At 41.9% G+C, this 15927-nt stretch carries 18 protein-coding genes; 13 read left to right on the top strand and 5 right to left on the bottom strand.

What is annotated here, in order from left to right; translation table 11 throughout:
* Positions 1-13: 13 nt before the first annotated feature.
* From EHO59_RS15390 to EHO59_RS15405, 4 genes are read left to right on the top strand one after another with little or no spacing between them, the layout of a single operon-like run.
* Complete coding sequence (locus EHO59_RS15390) at positions 14-676, top strand: hypothetical protein (protein WP_246052968.1); 663 nt, start codon at positions 14-16, stop codon at positions 674-676.
* Positions 673-1653, top strand: coding sequence for a PP2C family protein-serine/threonine phosphatase (locus EHO59_RS15395; RefSeq protein ID WP_135589350.1), 981 nt, complete (start codon positions 673-675; stop codon positions 1651-1653). Before EHO59_RS15390 ends, EHO59_RS15395 begins: the two co-directional genes overlap by 4 nt.
* 49 nt (positions 1654-1702) lie before the next feature.
* Complete coding sequence (locus EHO59_RS15400) at positions 1703-1996, top strand: hypothetical protein (protein WP_135589351.1); 294 nt, start codon at positions 1703-1705, stop codon at positions 1994-1996.
* Between the two features lie 55 nt (positions 1997-2051).
* Positions 2052-3338 carry a hypothetical protein gene (locus EHO59_RS15405; RefSeq protein WP_135589352.1) on the top strand — a complete coding sequence of 429 codons (1287 nt, stop codon included), beginning with the start codon at positions 2052-2054 and terminating at the stop codon, positions 3336-3338.
* On the opposite strand, the gene glpK is transcribed toward EHO59_RS15405, so the two are convergent.
* The gene (glpK, locus tag EHO59_RS15410) at positions 3335-4828 is read right to left on the bottom strand and encodes a glycerol kinase GlpK (RefSeq protein WP_135589353.1); all 1494 of its coding nucleotides are present in this window, start codon (positions 4826-4828) and stop codon (positions 3335-3337) included. The two genes, EHO59_RS15405 and glpK, sit on opposite strands and share 4 nt — an antisense overlap.
* Positions 4829-4857: 29 nt before the next feature.
* On the bottom strand, positions 4858-5814 hold the full coding sequence (locus EHO59_RS15415; RefSeq protein ID WP_135589354.1) for an MBL fold metallo-hydrolase: 957 nt from the start codon (positions 5812-5814) through the stop codon (positions 4858-4860).
* A 281-nt stretch (positions 5815-6095) separates the two neighbouring features.
* Here EHO59_RS15415 and EHO59_RS15420 point away from each other — a divergent pair, with 281 nt between their 5' ends.
* The 9 genes from EHO59_RS15420 to EHO59_RS15460 all read left to right on the top strand — a co-directional run bounded on the left by EHO59_RS15420 (position 6096) and on the right by EHO59_RS15460 (position 11565).
* Positions 6096-6410, top strand: a complete 315-nt coding sequence (locus tag EHO59_RS15420) for an STAS domain-containing protein (protein WP_135589355.1) — start codon at positions 6096-6098, stop codon at positions 6408-6410.
* A gap of 33 nt (positions 6411-6443) precedes the next feature.
* The gene (locus tag EHO59_RS15425; RefSeq protein ID WP_135589356.1) at positions 6444-7259 is read left to right on the top strand and encodes a hydroxyacylglutathione hydrolase family protein; all 816 of its coding nucleotides are present in this window, start codon (positions 6444-6446) and stop codon (positions 7257-7259) included.
* A 6-nt stretch (positions 7260-7265) separates the two neighbouring features.
* Positions 7266-8642, top strand: coding sequence for a dihydrolipoyl dehydrogenase (locus tag EHO59_RS15430; protein ID WP_135589357.1), 1377 nt, complete (start codon positions 7266-7268; stop codon positions 8640-8642).
* A gap of 73 nt (positions 8643-8715) precedes the next feature.
* Positions 8716-9633: an ABC transporter ATP-binding protein gene (locus EHO59_RS15435; RefSeq protein WP_135589358.1), complete on the top strand. Its 918-nt coding sequence runs from the start codon at positions 8716-8718 to the stop codon at positions 9631-9633.
* Positions 9630-10403: an ABC transporter permease gene (locus tag EHO59_RS15440; protein WP_135589359.1), complete on the top strand. Its 774-nt coding sequence runs from the start codon at positions 9630-9632 to the stop codon at positions 10401-10403. The genes EHO59_RS15435 and EHO59_RS15440 overlap by 4 nt, the downstream gene beginning before the upstream one ends.
* Positions 10403-10675: a BolA family protein gene (locus EHO59_RS15445; RefSeq protein ID WP_135589835.1), complete on the top strand. Its 273-nt coding sequence runs from the start codon at positions 10403-10405 to the stop codon at positions 10673-10675. The genes EHO59_RS15440 and EHO59_RS15445 overlap by 1 nt, the downstream gene beginning before the upstream one ends.
* A gap of 72 nt (positions 10676-10747) precedes the next feature.
* The gene (locus tag EHO59_RS15450) at positions 10748-10972 is read left to right on the top strand and encodes a BolA/IbaG family iron-sulfur metabolism protein (RefSeq protein WP_135589360.1); all 225 of its coding nucleotides are present in this window, start codon (positions 10748-10750) and stop codon (positions 10970-10972) included.
* Positions 10973-10997: 25 nt separating this feature from the next.
* On the top strand, positions 10998-11309 hold the full coding sequence (grxD, locus tag EHO59_RS15455) for a Grx4 family monothiol glutaredoxin (RefSeq protein WP_135589361.1): 312 nt from the start codon (positions 10998-11000) through the stop codon (positions 11307-11309).
* A 4-nt stretch (positions 11310-11313) separates the two neighbouring features.
* The gene (locus EHO59_RS15460) at positions 11314-11565 is read left to right on the top strand and encodes a glutathione S-transferase N-terminal domain-containing protein (protein WP_135589836.1); all 252 of its coding nucleotides are present in this window, start codon (positions 11314-11316) and stop codon (positions 11563-11565) included.
* Here EHO59_RS15460 and gshAB read toward each other — a convergent pair.
* The 3 genes from gshAB to ggt are packed head-to-tail and all read right to left on the bottom strand — an operon-like array spanning position 11562 to position 15925.
* A complete protein-coding gene (gene gshAB / locus EHO59_RS15465; protein WP_167882139.1) occupies positions 11562-12596 on the bottom strand; it encodes a bifunctional glutamate--cysteine ligase GshA/glutathione synthetase GshB in 1035 nt (344 codons plus the stop codon). The two genes, EHO59_RS15460 and gshAB, sit on opposite strands and share 4 nt — an antisense overlap.
* Positions 12584-14125: a glutamate--cysteine ligase gene (gene gshA / locus EHO59_RS15470; protein ID WP_135589363.1), complete on the bottom strand. Its 1542-nt coding sequence runs from the start codon at positions 14123-14125 to the stop codon at positions 12584-12586. The genes gshAB and gshA overlap by 13 nt, the downstream gene beginning before the upstream one ends.
* Positions 14126-14158: 33 nt before the next feature.
* Positions 14159-15925 carry a gamma-glutamyltransferase gene (gene ggt / locus EHO59_RS15475; protein WP_135589364.1) on the bottom strand — a complete coding sequence of 589 codons (1767 nt, stop codon included), beginning with the start codon at positions 15923-15925 and terminating at the stop codon, positions 14159-14161.
* Positions 15926-15927 lie beyond the last annotated feature (2 nt).

A 15927-nucleotide genomic window follows, 5' to 3' on the forward strand; every position in this document is an offset into this window, starting at 1 on the left:
CGCGGAAAAATCGGTGGCAGCAAATGATCTTATCATCAAGACCTTCTACTCTGCTATCTTTTTAAAAGTGTTTCGGATCCTTTGGATCCTTCTTCTTCCGTATTTCACTTTAAATTGCTACCCACCATCCTGGGTAAGAGAGCTTCCCAAAACCCCTCAAACTTCTGTTGACGCAGAATTGCAAGGTTCTTACGAAAAGAGACTTCCCCCCTACTCTCCTTACACTTCCGTCAGCTATAGAGAAAATCATTCTGAGAATTTGAAGTTTGATAAGACGACAAGATCCTTTCGAAAACACTATGAAAGAGAAATCGAAGAAAAAGGATTAATCCATAAATTCAGAGTCGTCGGAAAGGGAAAATATAAGTCCAAAGGAAATTGGGTGCTTCTTCAGACGGAAAAAATAGAATCCGAGGAATCCGTTTGGAAAAACGGAAAACAAATCTCCAGAACCGGAGTAAATACCGTCGCATCTTCACACAAATTATTGTATCATTATGATGCGTCTTCGGACTCGCTCATTCCAATGCTCTATGAAACTGGATACAGAGAAAAATCTTTCGGGGTCGTAGATGGCACCAAGACACCGTATGCGGAGGACGAACTGTTTCGTCTATCGCGTAGAAATTATACCTTGAAAGAATACCAGGGCCATGCCTACTTCAAATCAAAATGAGAAGTTCGACCACGATCAAAAAATACCTGAGGGAAGCCTGGCCGATCATTATCGTACTGAATCTTTCTATACTAGGTTGCTTGAGCATTGGCCTGAAATTCTATACTCCTCCCATTCATGCTCCCATTGTTTTTCTCTTAGTCTCTAGCTTTACAATATTCGTAAACTTCTCCGCTTTCGTGTTGTTCTTAACGGAAAAGATCCTGCCCAAAGAACAGGAATTCGGAAAGATCATCAAAAGATTTAGAAGAGGAGACAGTAGAATGCAAAACTACGTCTTCCCTCTGGATTATGTGGATGAGAATTACGAGATCCGTGGCCGCTGCTTAACCTACAATCCCATCGGAGGAGACTTCTATAATTTCCTAAAGGACAAGGAAGGAAATTATTGGATGGGAATCGGAGATACTTCCGGACACGGATATGTAGCCGGTCTATTCAGTATGATGATCATGAATCAGATGAGCCATTTGATCCATAAAAATGAACATCCTCACGAGATCATAGATCAGATCATCGAGCATTTAGAAGAAAGAACGAATACCTATCCTCATATTCACAGAAGTCTTTATGCGACCTTCCTGCTTATGAAAGCGGATCCTCAAGGAAATTTTTTCCATTCCGGAATTCACCCCAGTTTAGTTTTATATAAAAGTAGAGAGGATCATATTGAGATCCTCGGCACCGACGGTAAATTTCTTTCAACCGTGATGAATTCACCGTTGAAAAAACCCAAACCATCTCAGCATTTCAGGATGGAGAGAGATGATATTCTTTTCTGTTTTACGGATGGTCTTTTTGAACAGAAGAACAAGAGCATCGGTGGATATTATGGAGAGAATCTTTATAAATTCCTAGAAACGGCTCCCAAGAAGAATATCCGTAAGTTAATAGAGAATCTGTTTACGGATATAGTCAAGCATACTGGGGGAAGGATCCAAGACGATATGAGTCTTTTAGTCGTTCGAAAGTTTTAAGATCTAAATTTCCGGATTGAAGGATCGGAATCCGATGAGAATCTAAGCTATGGACCATGAATATTGGGTCGAAAGACTAAGCGGGATTCTTATTTGGAACGAAAGGGATATTCGTAAGATCCTAAGAGTTGTTTCCGATAGCAGTCATTTTACGGGTTTAACTGTAGAAGAAACCTTGGATTTCCTACAGCATGGTTGCGATGAAGAAATAGAGTTACTGAAGCAAACGTACGACTGGACTCTATTCAAGAAACAGCTTATTTCTAAACTTACAAAGAGAGAGATTACTCCTCCTGGACTTTCCGTGCTTCATCCTGACCTGATGGAAGAAGACTATACCTGATCCGAATTTTCTTTATTAAATCTTTTTCCGGTCCTATTCTCTTAGTCAGATAAAAATGATCCATTTAGAAGGAGAAAACTATCACTTCTTTTTCTGCAATCCCGACTCCGTTGCAAGAGTACAATCTAAAATTTCTCCTTTTTACGATTATCCGATTTCTACGATAGAAGAGCTTCCGTATCTTTATTCCCAACCTTCCCTCATTCCAAAATTCTTATATGAGATCGAGTATGATAGAAGAACGTATCCATCTTCTTCTATGAAGACTGAAAGCTATATTCAATTTGAGAATGGTCTAATCTCCTCCGAAGATTCTAAATTCGGAAGCGAATGCTTCGAACTGGTTAGGGGAAATTCCTATCCAATCAAAACGAATCCTTACAGACTCCTAGGAACTTCCCCTATTTTTATCATAAGAGATGGAATAAGAACCCAAATCGGGATCTCTTATCCTGGAGAATTCAATCTATATAGGCTGATCCGTAAGAGAATGTTTTCCACACGCTATCTTTCCTTGAGAGATATAGTGAACCCAGAATTGGACGAAGACTCGGTTATCCGAAAAATAGAAGAATTGTATTTCGATACGGAAAGTAAGACCTATCTATTTCGTTTAGTAAAAATACTGTATGCAGGAACTCCCGCTGCGGAGCAGGAACTAGTCTCGAATCTATTTACCTATGAGATAGAATTTGCTAAGTTTCTAAGGGATAGGATCTTCTCTATTGAGATACTTCCCCTCATACACGGACCTTTCTTAAATTCTATATTAAATAAACTAGATGAAAGGATCTTAAAATATTCAATTCCTAAACTCTCACCACCCGTTCGCAAAATGGTAGAGAAGAATGTCTCCAAGAACAGATGGAAACAGATCCTGGACGGACCGAGCAAGAAACCCGAATTAGGAGAATCCTTTCCTGAGATCGTAGAGAAAGAAATCTTTAAAAGATTTTCGAGAAGGATCTATTACGAAGAAGGAAACTTTTCCGTATACCGAGAGGTTGTAGATTCGGAGCAATTAGAAATAGGAACAAGGACTGAGATAGAATTCCAAGCGATCCCAGGAGATAAGTATAATTTAAACGCTAGCGTAGAAGGGATCCTCCTCTATTCGGTTACTAAAGAAAAAATACTGTTCCAAATCCAAAAATACATGGAGATCATTCGATTCGATATATTCCTCTCCAAAAAGGAAAGGGATTCCTTCGAATTTTTCCGGATTCCTTCCGGATCGATTCTTGAAATCCCTAGATACGATCAAGCCAAGATGATCGTCGGTGCGGCGATCACAAGCGATAAGAAACCGCTGGAGTTTAACCTTCTTTCGTTTAATTATTAAGGCTCGGAAGTGAGTATTCTTTTTACGGAATCCTTCCAGACTCTGATCTCTCTTTCTCTCTGAGCCGATCCCAACTTAGGCTGGAATTCCTTGTTTGTCTTTTGGTTCTTTTTCAGATCCGCAACGGAAGAATAGAATCCTCTTTCTAAACCAGCAAGATACGCAGCACCTAAAACCGTGGTATCCAGATTAGAAGGTCGAACGATCTTCTTTCCTAATATATCTGCTTGGTATTGCATGAGCCAATTATTGGCGGTCGCTCCTCCGTCTACTTTCAAGACCTTGAGCTTAGAACCTGTATCGTTCTCCATTGCTTCTACTAGTTCATAAGATTGTAATGCGATAGACTTGAGAGCCGCACGAGTGATCTGTTCTTGGGTTGTATCCCTTGTCAGACCGAGGATCGCGCCTCTAGCATTCATATCCCAATACGGAGCTCCAAGTCCGGAGAATGCAGGAACGAATACGACCTCATCCTCTTTGGTAACAGAAGCTGCCATCTTCTCCGAGAGTTTGGATTCCTTAAAGAATCTCATATTGTCTCTCAAATATTGGATCACTGCTCCCCCAATGAAGATAGAGCCTTCTAAACAATACACCGTCTTTCCTTCTGGTCCGCAGGCAAGAGTGGTGATCAGATTGTTTTTAGAGATCTGCAACTTATTTCCTGTATTGAACAATAGGAAGCATCCGGTTCCGTAGGTATTCTTTGCCTCTCCCGGTTCAGTACAAAGTTGTCCGAACAACGCTCCCTGTTGGTCTCCCACGAGAGAAGAGATCGGGATCCCATCAGGAAGTCCTTTGATACCTTCTGTTCTTCCAAACAGACTGCTTGAATTATGAGTCTCAGGTAAGATTGCTTCCGGGATCTGCAATATCTTGAGCAGTTCCTTGTCCCATTCCTTCTTTTCTATATTGAAGATAAGAGTCCTACTCGCGTTGGTATGATCCGTCTTATGCGCTTTTCCATTCGTGAGTCTATACAGAAGATAGGTGTCTATCGTTCCGAATAGGACCTTTCCTTTTTCTGCGCGGGCACGAACTCCTTTTACATTGTCTAGGATCCAGCGGATCTTAGTACCGCTGAAATATGCATCCACTACAAGACCTGTCTTTCTTCTAAAGATTGGTTCGAGTCCTTCTTTCTTTAGTCCTGCGCAAAAATCGGATGTTCTACGACATTGCCATACAATCGCATTGTAAACAGGAGCACCGGTGTCCTTATCGAATAGAACAGTTGTCTCTCTCTGATTTGTGATCCCGATTGCGATCGCCTTTTCCGGTTTTAACTTTCCGTTCCGGATTGCCTTTAAGATCAATTTCTCAGTCTTAACCCAAATCTCTTCGGGATCATGCTCCACCCAACCTGGCTTTGGAAAATGCTGTTTGAACTCGGAATACGCGCTGGAAATAACATTTCCTGATTTATTAAAACAAAAGGTCCTTATACCGGTGGTTCCGGCGTCGATTCCGATGATATATTCACTCATCCGATTTTCTCCCAGTTTGGTTCAAAGATTTAGATTTGGATCTCAAGGCCTTCTCTGGCCATGACAATCTCTAATTGGTTCTGAGGATCAAACATTTCCTTGTATTTGATCGCTCTTAAGTATACCGCGTCCAACTTCTCGTCATCGTAAGAAGGATCGTGGTGGAACATTACTAATTTCTTAACATTAGCTCTCAGTGCAATATCAGTCGCCATGGAAGCTGTGCTGTGACCCCAATCGATCTTTTGCAGAGATTCTTCAAAAGTATATTGGGTATCGAAAATAAGAACATCGGCTCCTCTGAAATAATTCAGATAGTCTTCTATATTCTCCATCTCATCTAAGTTGAATTCTGCGTCGGAGGCAAAGATGAATGCCTTACCGTCTTCTTCGAATCTGTAGGAGAAGCTTCCCCCTGGATGACGGACTGCCTTGGAGATAGCAGTGACTGAATCGGTAACTCTGAATGCCCTTCCCTCAGGCACATGTCGAAATATCTTTTCAGCATGAAAGCCATCGAAAGGAACGGGAAAATGCGTAAATGTATGCTGGTAGCGAAGTCTCTCTTCTAAATTCTCTACTGAACTTACGAACTCGAATTTATTTCCGGGAGTATATAGAGGAACGAAGAATGGAATGCCTTGGATATGATCCCAATGAGTATGAGTAAAGATCCAGACTGCCTTTCCCTTTCCGGCACCGTATCCTTCATGCAAGATGGAATTACCTAATTCCCGAAGACCAGTTCCTCCATCAATGATGACGAGTTTGTCTTCCTTATCTCGGACCTCTATGCAGGTAGTATTTCCACCATACGTACTCCAGTTAGATAGAGCGAGAGAGTCTAAAAAGTCCTCGATAGCCTCGGGACTCTGGAGGTCAGAAGGAGAAGCGAGACTTAGAATTCTAAGAATCTTGGACCGGATCAGATCGCCTTGGACGGGAGAAGAAATGGAGCCCCGTACTCCCCAAAATTTTATCCGCATACTGAATTTATTATCGTCCGAACCACGGAGTTTCACTATAAAATCGAGCACTCAGTTTTTCGGATTTAGTGCATTTTGCCAGTCATTTCTTAATCGATTCCGAATAGATTTCGATCAAATTTTGATTTAAAAAAGAGTTTACCTCCGCTTTGCCACAATTTAATCTATTTGTTCGGGTTCCCTCCCGGTTTCGAAGCCACTTTCTCCTTTTTCATAGGCGAAGCGTTGTATTCTTAACCCGAGGATAGTCAGAGAAATAGAGAAATTCGGAGCCGTTTTCATTGGAAGGTTTTCAGACAGATGTGTCCTTAGAGAACGGAGCTTGCATAGTCAAGATCCAGGGGAATGTTAGTCTCAAGAATGCGTTTGCGTTAAAAGAGCTGATCATTCGCCAGTTCGATGAAGGCCATAAGGACATCATCCTGGACTTCGAAGGCGATGTTTATCTGGATTCTTCCGGCATCGGGGCAATCTTCAATACCCAAAAATATGTGATGGAAAGACATGGACATCTCAAACTTAGAAATCTAAGCAGAGACGTGATGACCATTTTACGGATCGCTAATTTGGATAAACATCTGGATATTATCCAGTAACTCTTCCCTCTTTCGATAGAACCTTCTTCTCTTATGTTAGAAGTCATTAGGATCTATACCAATAGTCCGCTTAGGAATTTCTCCTATATCGTCCGCGAGCCGGAAACTGAAAAAACTCTCTGCATCGATCCGTTTGATTCTTCTCAGATCTCAAAGGTTCTTTCTGCCAAGAACTGGGATTTAGATTATATTCTCAACACTCACGAGCATCATGATCATATTTCGGGTAACCAAGGTTTGGTAAGAGAATTCGGAGCCGAGATTCTTGCTCATCCGAATGCAATGACAAAGATCCCTAACGCGAGTAAAGCTCTGCAAGAGAAGGAAAGGATCTTATCGAACAAGGACTCTTCTTCTTATTTAGAAGTGTTTTATACACCAGGGCATACATTCGCTCATCTCTGCCTTTTACAAATGGAAAAGGAAATTCCCTACGCAGTCTTTACAGGGGATACTGTATTCAATTCAGGAGTCGGAAACTGCAAAAACGGAGGAGATCCGGAAACCTTGTACACTACCATTCTAGAAAAGTTTGAGACTCTTCCTGGTTCGGTCCGATTGTATCCGGGCCACGATTATTTTAAGAATAATCTACGCTTCAGTCTGAATATTGATCCTAAAAACCTTGCTGCCAAAACTGCTCTGTCAAAAGTCGAATCTCTTAAAGAGAACGAAGAATTCTGGACCACATCCTTTTCGGAAGAAAGACAATTCAGTCCCTTCTTCTTAGCGTTTCGTCCGGAAGAAAATCTTGTACAGGGAATTAAGAAATCAACCGGTAACGAGTCCATTCCTTCGGACCCAAAATCACTCTTTCTTGCCTTGAGATCTCTTAGAGATAAATGGTAATTACTCATGAAAAAATATGATATTCTAGTCATCGGCTCCGGTGGCGGGACCAAACTAGTCACTCCTCCTTCTAAACTCGGATATAAAGTAGCGATCTTAGAAAAGGACCGTTTAGGCGGAACCTGTCTGAACCGAGGATGCATTCCTTCTAAGATGATCATCTATCCTGCGGAGATACTCGCTCTGGCGAAAGATGCCTCTCGATTTCAATTGGATATTCCCGGTCCTCGCAAAGTAGATTTCAAAACCTTGATCGAAAGAGTTTCTGCAACGGTAGACGCTGACTCGGACAGTATCATTCCTGCCTATGAGAAGAATCCGAATATAGATTATTATCCTTATGAAGGAAGATTTGTAGAAAATAAAGTAGTTCGAGTGAATGGAGAGCTTCTTACTGCAGATCGGATCTTTATTGCGGCTGGTTGCAGACCCAGTATCCCCGATATCCCTGGTCTAGCAGGAACTCCTTACATGACTAGTAGAGAGGCTCTCAGAAGAACGGATCTTCCGGATCGACTTCTTGTGATCGGCGGAGGATATATAGGTTTAGAGCTCGGCTTTGCGTATTCTGCATTCGGTTCTAAGACAACTTTTCTAGTTCGGAACAGAATGATCTCTCATGAAGATAAGGATATCATAGACGGTTTTGAAAAGGCGTTCAGCAAGAAAGAAGATGTAAGACTCGGAACGAATGTTAAGAAAGTAGAATATAAGAAAGGAATCTTTCATCTAGAATGCGAGGATGCGAACGGAGCCTTTTCAATCGAAGGAGATGCACTTTTGGTTGCTACTGGGATCAAGCCGAATACGGATTGGCTGGACCTGCAAAACACGAGTATACAAACCAACGAAAAGGGATATATCAAAACAAACGAATATTTAGAGACAACCTCTCCGGGAGTGTATGCGTTCGGAGATATTATTGGTAAGTATTTCTTTCGCCATTCCGTGAATTTCGAAGGTGAGTTTCTATTTCAGTCCTTATACGTAGACAAGGAAAGAAAGCAGGTCGATTATCCTCCTGTTCCCCATGCGGTATTCACTCACCCTCAAGTGGCAGCCGTCGGAAAAACGGAACAGCAATTGATCAAAGAAGGAATCGAGTATATCTCCGCAATCAATCCTTACTCAAGCAGTGCCACCGGAATGGCCAGGCTTTCCGAAGATCAATTCGTAAAGATCCTAGTCAGCCCTAAGACCAGAAAGATACTGGGAGCCCATATCATAGGAGATGAAGCTTCCAATTTAATTCATCTTTTCGTACTCCTAATGACCATGGATGGGACTTTAGAGGACTTGCTTAGGATGATTTATGTTCATCCGGCATTGCCAGAAATCGCAAGAAATGCGGCAAGAAAGGCAAGGGAAATATTAAGCGTCTAATATCCTAAGAAGCCAAAGGATTGCCGAAAACAGCAAGGCTTCAAAATGTATTCTTGGAGCCGTTTTTTCGGGGATGAATAAAGCATTAGAGATAAAAAATTTAGTTAAGACCTACGCCGGGGGAGTGCAGGCCTTAAAAGGGATCGATTTGACTGTGGACGAGGGAGATTTCTTCGCCCTGCTCGGTCCAAATGGAGCCGGAAAATCCACGACGATTGGGATCCTGAGTTCTTTGGTAAATAAGACCTCAGGGCTCGTAAAGATCTTCGATGCAGATATAGACTCTCAGCTTACTTTAGCAAAATCTTATATAGGCGTTGTGCCTCAGGAATTTAATTTTAATATCTTCGAAAAGGTAGAGCATATAGTAGTCAACCAGGGAGGCTATTACGGACTTCCGAGAAAAGTTGCCTTGGAGAGAGCTCATAATTACCTTAGCCAGCTCGGGCTCTATGACAGAAGATTAGAAGGAGCAGGAAGACTCTCCGGAGGAATGAAGCGCAGACTTATGATCGCAAGAGCGCTTGTGCATAATCCTAAGATACTTATCTTGGATGAGCCTACCGCTGGAGTGGATATAGAATTTAGACGTTCTCTCTGGGATTTTTTAGTGAAGCTAAACGAATCAGGGATCACGATCATTCTAACCACACATTATCTGGAAGAAGCAGAAAATCTCTGCAAGAAGATCGCAATCATCGACCAAGGACGGATCGTGGAGAATACTTCCATGAAGGAGCTGTTGGTCAAATTAGACACTCAGATCTTCGTATTGGATCTAAAGGAGCCGATCTCTGTTCCACCCAACTTGAATGGTTTTCATCTCAATAGAGTGGATGATCTCACTTTGGAAGTCGAAGTAAACAAACACAATTCCTTAAACGAATTATTCCAATTATTAGATAAGAGCGGCATACAGATTTCGAGCATGAGAAACAAATCCAACCGCTTAGAAGAACTCTTCCTCAAACTCGTGGAGAAAAAACTATGACCTTCGAAGAAAAATACAATGCGTTCTCCACGATTGTTCGGAAAGAAACAGTCCGTATTCTGCGGATTTGGATCCAGACTCTCATTCCTCCCGGAATTACTATCTCTCTTTATTTTCTGATCTTCGGAAAGCTAATCGGCTCTCAAATCGGAGATGTTGGAGGACATACATATATCCAGTTCATCGTTCCTGGGTTAGTCATGATGTCTGTGATCTTAAATGCGTACAATAATGTGGTTTCTTCCTTTTTCGGCGCTAAATTCGGAAAGAATATTGAAGAGCTTCTCGTTTCTCCTACTCCCGCTTATTTGATCGTTCTTGGCTATTCTATTGGAGGAGTGATCCGAGGTGTATTAGTGGGAGCGATCGTTACCGTTGTATCTCTCTTCTTCACAGAATTAAGATTGTATAATGTGACTGTCGTTGCGATCACAGTTGCCCTTTCCGCTCTCATGTTTTCCATGGGTGGTTTCTTGAATGCACTTTATGCCAAGAAATTCGATGATGTTACTATCATTCCTACATTCATTCTTACTCCGTTAACTTACCTAGGAGGGATCTTCTACTCGATCAAGATGCTTCCTGAAAGCTGGCAAATCGTATCTAAGTTTAATCCTATTCTATACATGGTAAATGCGTTTCGATACGGATTTTTAGGGGTCAGCGATATAGATCCTTTGGAAGCAATAGGATTGCTGATCTTAGGAACGATCCTACTCTATTCGGTATCCGTCTATTTATTAAGTAAGGGTTTTGGTACAAGAACATGATGCCTGACGCAAGCATAGAGATAGAAACTATTTTGAGAAGGGAACTTTCTCCGACAATCTTAGAGGTCGTAGATTTTTCTGCAGAACATGCCGGCCATTCAGGAAATCCAAATAGCGCCAAACGAGGAACTCATATCAGAGTCCGAATTGCAAGCGCGGCATTCCAAGGAAAATCCCTCTTGGAACAGCATAGATCCGTATACTCTCTCTTAGGAGAATTCTTAAAGAAGAAAGGGATCCATGCCTTGGAATTGAAGACGGAAGGTCCTTGAGGAAAAAAGATTGTCGCAAGAAGGCTCTCGTAAGGAGCTGATATTAAATCCTCTGTCTAAGAATCGGTAAAAATGACTGTACAAGAAATCAAAGACAAGATCCAATCCGGGCTCCCAGGATCGGAAGTCGAGATCCAAGACCCGTACAATGACGGGGTCCATATCAAAGCCATCGTAAAATTCTCCGGATTCTCCGGAAAATCCGTTTTGGAACAACATAGAATGGTCTACGCCACTCTAAAAGATGAGCTCAAAGAAGAAGTTCATGCATTGGGATTAGAAACGAAAGTATCATAAATCTTACCAAGGAAATATAACTAGTATGGAAAAAACGCTACAGGATAAAATCGAAGGGCTGATCGGATCTCAAAAAACCTTCTTATTCATGAAAGGAACTCCTGACGCACCTATGTGCGGTTTCTCTGCAGGAGTTACGAATGTGTTGAGAAGTTTGGGAGTTCAATACGGTTCCTTCAATGTTCTTTCCGACCAAAACGTTCGCGAAGGGATCAAAGAATTTGCGAATTGGCCGACTATTCCTCAGCTCTATATAGACGGAGAATTTATCGGCGGTCACGACATCGTAGTCGAGATGGCAAGAAGCGGAGAACTGCAAAAGAAGTTAGGCAATTAATATGATGAAGCTCTACCAATTTTCAAGCTGTCCTTATTGCGCTTATGTGAAAGATGAATTTTCACGGATGGGACTTGTAGAAGGAAAAGATTACGAATTGGTAGAGGCTAGTAGAGGAACCCCAGGCAGAGAAGAAGTTGTCCGATTAGGAGGCTTAAGCCAGGTTCCTTTCTTAGTGGATGGAAATATCCTAATGTATGAATCCAGAGATATCGTGGATTACGTTCGATCTCGCAAGAAGGTGGTTGGGGCTTAAAACCCCAATAGATCCAGGATCTTCTCCCCTACTTTCCTATTCTTTCCAGAATACGGATAATTATGAATATATAATACAGGATTGAAGTTCAGTTCTAAGATCTTGTATTTCCCTTCCGAACTAAGATCTTCAACGATAATATCCACTCCGCAAATCTTTGCATCTACTGCCTTGGCTGCCTGGACTGCCAGTTTCTTATAAGAAACGTGAGCAAGATCTGTTACATCCACCGAATCCCCGCCAGTGCTAATATTCGAATTCTTTCGAACAAAGACCGTCTCCTCGGATTTTGGGATCGTATTCGGGTCTTTTCCGGCTTCTTTCAAAACGGATAGTTCGGTATCATTCAATTGGATCTTTTCTAAAGGAGTAACATGCCCCACTCCTCTTCTTGGATCCTGATTTTTTTCTTCGATCAGTTCTCGGATTGTCTTCTTTCCGTCCCCTTTTACATTTGCAGGAATGCGATTGCAGACTGCCACGCATTCATCTCCGATCACCAAGAAGCGATACTCATTTCCGGGAGCAAATTCTTCTATGATTGCGGTTTCGGAAAGGCTTAATGCGAGCTCTAAGGCTTTTGCTTGTTCCGACTCGTGAGAATCTTTCGGCAATATAGTGATCCCTATTCCGAAATTAGTAGTCACAGGTTTTACTACCATGATCCGATTTTGGATCTTCTTTAAGAATTCCAAACCGGAAGAAATATCCGAAACGCTAGTTCCTTTGGGGACTTCTATATTTGATTCTTCTAATATTCTTTTCGTAACTGTCTTATTCTCCATGACTAAAAAAGTCATATAAGAATCTAATTCCGTTTTAGAAGCTTCCTTTACGAGTCTGGACTTTCCATTTCCGTTCAATCGAATAAAATGGCTTTTTCTCTCTAAGATCTCTACTTCCAAGCCTCTATTCAATGCGTCTCGGATGACAATCTGAGTAGAGATCTCCAAGTCCTCGAATCCTTTCAGTATGAATTCATTCGGATCTAATGACTGGCCTGGCTCCAATTTATACTTCAATGATTGCAGATCCTTGCGGTTGTGTTTTTCTTTACCTTCTCCGCCTCTTCTATCTTAATCTTTTCCTGCATAGACTTCTGCACTTCTTTCACGAACATATCCCATTTTCCTGGAGTAAGCTCCATCTGAGATTGGTTCCTGAAATTCTCTTTTGCAAGGTGAATGCCTAGATCCCGATACTCCCAACCTTCGTTCTCTATCCGATCGATTACTTTTCCAGAAGGAGTCAGCCTCGAATCATCAAAGCGTGCATTCATCAATTTTAAGGTGTCTTGATAGAAGTGCCTACCGGTATGACGATCCAATTCTTCTGCGATAGGAAGAAGAGAACGAGTATATTCTTTAGCTCGAGCAATAAAATCGGTTTCTTGTCCTGAATCTTCGAGCACTGTGAGTCCCGGCTTTCTTCCTTCCCAAAGGATCCTTTTGGTGTTCTCTCTCAGCCTAAGTTTCTCAGCTTGGTCGATAGAAGGACTTTCTTTCAAGAGCCCATCTAAAAGAATCATCTGGATATATCCAAGACTCGGCTTGTTGACTCCTGTAGGTGACTCAGGAACCAAATCCAAACAACGAATCTCTAAGTATTGGATACCTCTTGCCTTGAGTGCATCCAAAGGTCTTTCGTCATTTTTAGGAACCTGCTTTGGTCGAATCGGAGAATAGAATTCATTTTCTATTTGAAGATAATGATTGTTCAATTGATTCGGCATTTCTCCAAATTTTTCGTATGGAGGGTATGGAGTGCTTACGGCATAGTGCATTCCATCCATATATTCCTTTAAGGAATTATAATTGATCGGCAGTTCGTCCTGGACCTTGCTCGTATATCCGATCTCACTCATTCGTAAAGAAGTTGCATAAGGCGCATAATATGTATGTTGCTTATGCTTCTTGAATGGATAATCGCTCGGCACAGGAAGGAATGTCTCATCGAAAGCAGGAGTAGCACCCGTAAGATACAAAACCTCAGGAACCCTTCGAAGGAAATTCCTGGTAACGGAGAGATATAATTCTGAGATTTCCTCCTTAGTGAATGAGGAGATCTCTTTTCCTAAAATTTGCTTCAGAAATAAATTCGAGAAGGAAAAGTTATAATGCACACCTGAGATCGTTTGCATTCTTCTTCCATAGCGAAGGCCAAGACCGTTTCTATAGATCGTCTTCCATTCTCCCGAAAAAGAATGTCCGTATTGACCTAGAGGTATGTCCTTATCATCCTTAGGAAGAATAGGAGGCATACTAAACGGCCAAATCCATTCCTCCTTAAGATGACGGGAAGTGAATATATGCAGATCTTGTAATTCTCTTACGATTGCCTCTATTCTAGGTCTTGGATTGGTAGCGAACTCTAACTGAGGCTCCGAAAAATCAGTTTTGATAAAATGATTCGTAAGACTCGAGCCTAAACCCTCTGGATGAGGAGTCGTTGCAATCCTTCCATCATGGAAGATGCGCATGCTTTCCTTTTCCAAACCGTGTTTCGCCTTTACTGCATGGCGAAGGTTTGGACAAGTTGGAAGCGATATACTGCGTTTCATAAATAGTCCTATTATAAATCTTGAATATGGAAACTATTCCCCTAAAGGAATTCCATCTCCTCTTGGATCTGCGGCTCCGTATAAGATGCCGTTTTCACGTTTCACTGAGAATAATTTCGCGTAATTATTTCCAAGGCGGATCTCATGCTTCTTAGCCTTGAGTTGGTTGAATGTAGCAGTGTCCGTAGCCGGCCCTTCCATAGAAAGAGCATCCGGAAAGAATTGATGATGTATCCTTCCCCGCGCCACAGATTCATATAGGGTCAAATGCAGATCCACATTAAAAAGAATGGATTGAAGCACTGCATTTACGATATAAGATCCGCCCGGAGCGCCGGTCACCAAAAACACTTCTCCATTCTTTAATACGATAGTAGGAGACATGGAGCTTAGAGGAGTCTTTCCAGGTTGGATGGAATTCGCCTCAGCCCCAATCAATCCATACACGTTTGGCTCACCAGGAGAACGACTGAAATCATCCATCGTATCATTTAGAACGAAACCATAGCCATCCAAAACGACTGCAGCTCCGAATCTATAATTCACGGATTGAGTAGTCGAGACCGCATTTCCTTCTGCATCGATCACAGAGATATGTGTCGTTTGAGGAGATTCTGCCTTTAAGTTCAAACGACTTAAATACGTAGAACTAGGAGTCGCCTTCTGAGGATTGAAGTCCTCGATCTTCTCCTTTGCATATTCTGAGGAAAGAAGAGTGGAGATCGGTATCGATGTATACTCGGGATCTCCTCCTAAAACTGCTCGGTCCGCATATCCCCTTCTCATTACTTCCGCAAGAAAATGATAATAATCGCTTTGGGAGAAATCATATAGAGAATGAAGTTCTTTCGTTTCTAGCATTCTCAACATAGTAAGCAAATGAACTCCGGAGGAAGGAGGGAACATGGTCCGGATCGTATGACCTCTATATTCGATCTCTAAAGGCTGCCCTTCTTTCACCTTGTATTTTTGCAGATCTTTTAGATGAATTGCTCCACCTTTCGTGCTTACTTCTTCGGCTAAAGCCTTTGCAATCTTTCCTTGGTAGAATTCAGAGTCTCCAGTTTCCGAGATAATGCGAAGAGTCTTGGCCAAATCTTTCTGGAATAGAATATCTCCAGCTTCCGGAAGCTTGCCCTTCGGAAGAAAGATATTCTTCATACTCGGACTCATATCCTTTTCGGATTCTTGGATAGCCTCGGCAAGATCTGGATAGATCGTAAAACCTTCTTCCGCCAATTTGATAGAAGGAGAGATCACTTCTTTTAAGGAAAGCTTTCCGAATTTCTTTTGGATAAGAACAAGACCGGCAACTGTTCCGGGAACCCCGACAGATTTATATCCTAGAAGAGATTCTTCCTTAGGTTTTCCCTTGTACATATTCCGATTCGCTGTAAGAGGAGCTCTTTCTCTAAAATCGAAAGCATACGACTTTCCACTTTTAGCGTTGTGGAGCACAAGAAATCCTCCTCCACCAATCCCAGTGGATTGAGGACGAGTAACGGAAACGGCAAAGGAGGCTGCGATAGCGACATCCACCGCGTTGCCCCCTTTTTTATAAATTTCTAATCCGATCTTAGAAGCTTCTCTAGAATCGGTTGAAATCATGATATTCTTGGATTCTGCAAAGAGTGAATTCGGATCTATTCCGAATTTAGGAGCTACCAAATTATGGGTAGAAACTTCCCTTCCTTCTATAAGTAGTAGGTTCTTTTTGCAAGAGCCTACAAATAGGAGAAAGAGAATTGAAGCTAAAAGAAGGATCCCGGAAGCGCGTTTGCTAATCAGAAATGGTTTCATAT

It is taken from the genome of Leptospira semungkisensis, assembly GCF_004770055.1.
Lineage (GTDB): Bacteria > Spirochaetota > Leptospiria > Leptospirales > Leptospiraceae > Leptospira_B > Leptospira_B semungkisensis.

Excerpts from the sequence above, each read along its gene's own strand:
- EHO59_RS15395 (WP_135589350.1), top strand. The coding sequence starts at position 673 with ATGAGAAGTTCGACCACGATCAAAAAATACCTGAGGGAAGCCTGGCCG.
- EHO59_RS15400 (WP_135589351.1), top strand. The coding sequence starts at position 1,703 with ATGGACCATGAATATTGGGTCGAAAGACTAAGCGGGATTCTTATTTGG.
- EHO59_RS15405 (WP_135589352.1), top strand. The coding sequence starts at position 2,052 with ATGATCCATTTAGAAGGAGAAAACTATCACTTCTTTTTCTGCAATCCC.
- glpK (WP_135589353.1), bottom strand. The coding sequence starts at position 4,828 with ATGAGTGAATATATCATCGGAATCGACGCCGGAACCACCGGTATAAGG.
- EHO59_RS15415 (WP_135589354.1), bottom strand. The coding sequence starts at position 5,814 with ATGCGGATAAAATTTTGGGGAGTACGGGGCTCCATTTCTTCTCCCGTC.
- EHO59_RS15425 (WP_135589356.1), top strand. The coding sequence starts at position 6,444 with ATGTTAGAAGTCATTAGGATCTATACCAATAGTCCGCTTAGGAATTTC.
- EHO59_RS15430 (WP_135589357.1), top strand. The coding sequence starts at position 7,266 with ATGAAAAAATATGATATTCTAGTCATCGGCTCCGGTGGCGGGACCAAA.
- EHO59_RS15435 (WP_135589358.1), top strand. The coding sequence starts at position 8,716 with ATGAATAAAGCATTAGAGATAAAAAATTTAGTTAAGACCTACGCCGGG.
- EHO59_RS15440 (WP_135589359.1), top strand. The coding sequence starts at position 9,630 with ATGACCTTCGAAGAAAAATACAATGCGTTCTCCACGATTGTTCGGAAA.
- EHO59_RS15445 (WP_135589835.1), top strand. The coding sequence starts at position 10,403 with ATGCCTGACGCAAGCATAGAGATAGAAACTATTTTGAGAAGGGAACTT.
- EHO59_RS15450 (WP_135589360.1), top strand. The coding sequence starts at position 10,748 with ATGACTGTACAAGAAATCAAAGACAAGATCCAATCCGGGCTCCCAGGA.
- grxD (WP_135589361.1), top strand. The coding sequence starts at position 10,998 with ATGGAAAAAACGCTACAGGATAAAATCGAAGGGCTGATCGGATCTCAA.
- EHO59_RS15460 (WP_135589836.1), top strand. The coding sequence starts at position 11,314 with ATGAAGCTCTACCAATTTTCAAGCTGTCCTTATTGCGCTTATGTGAAA.
- gshA (WP_135589363.1), bottom strand. The coding sequence starts at position 14,125 with ATGAAACGCAGTATATCGCTTCCAACTTGTCCAAACCTTCGCCATGCA.
- ggt (WP_135589364.1), bottom strand. The coding sequence starts at position 15,925 with ATGAAACCATTTCTGATTAGCAAACGCGCTTCCGGGATCCTTCTTTTA.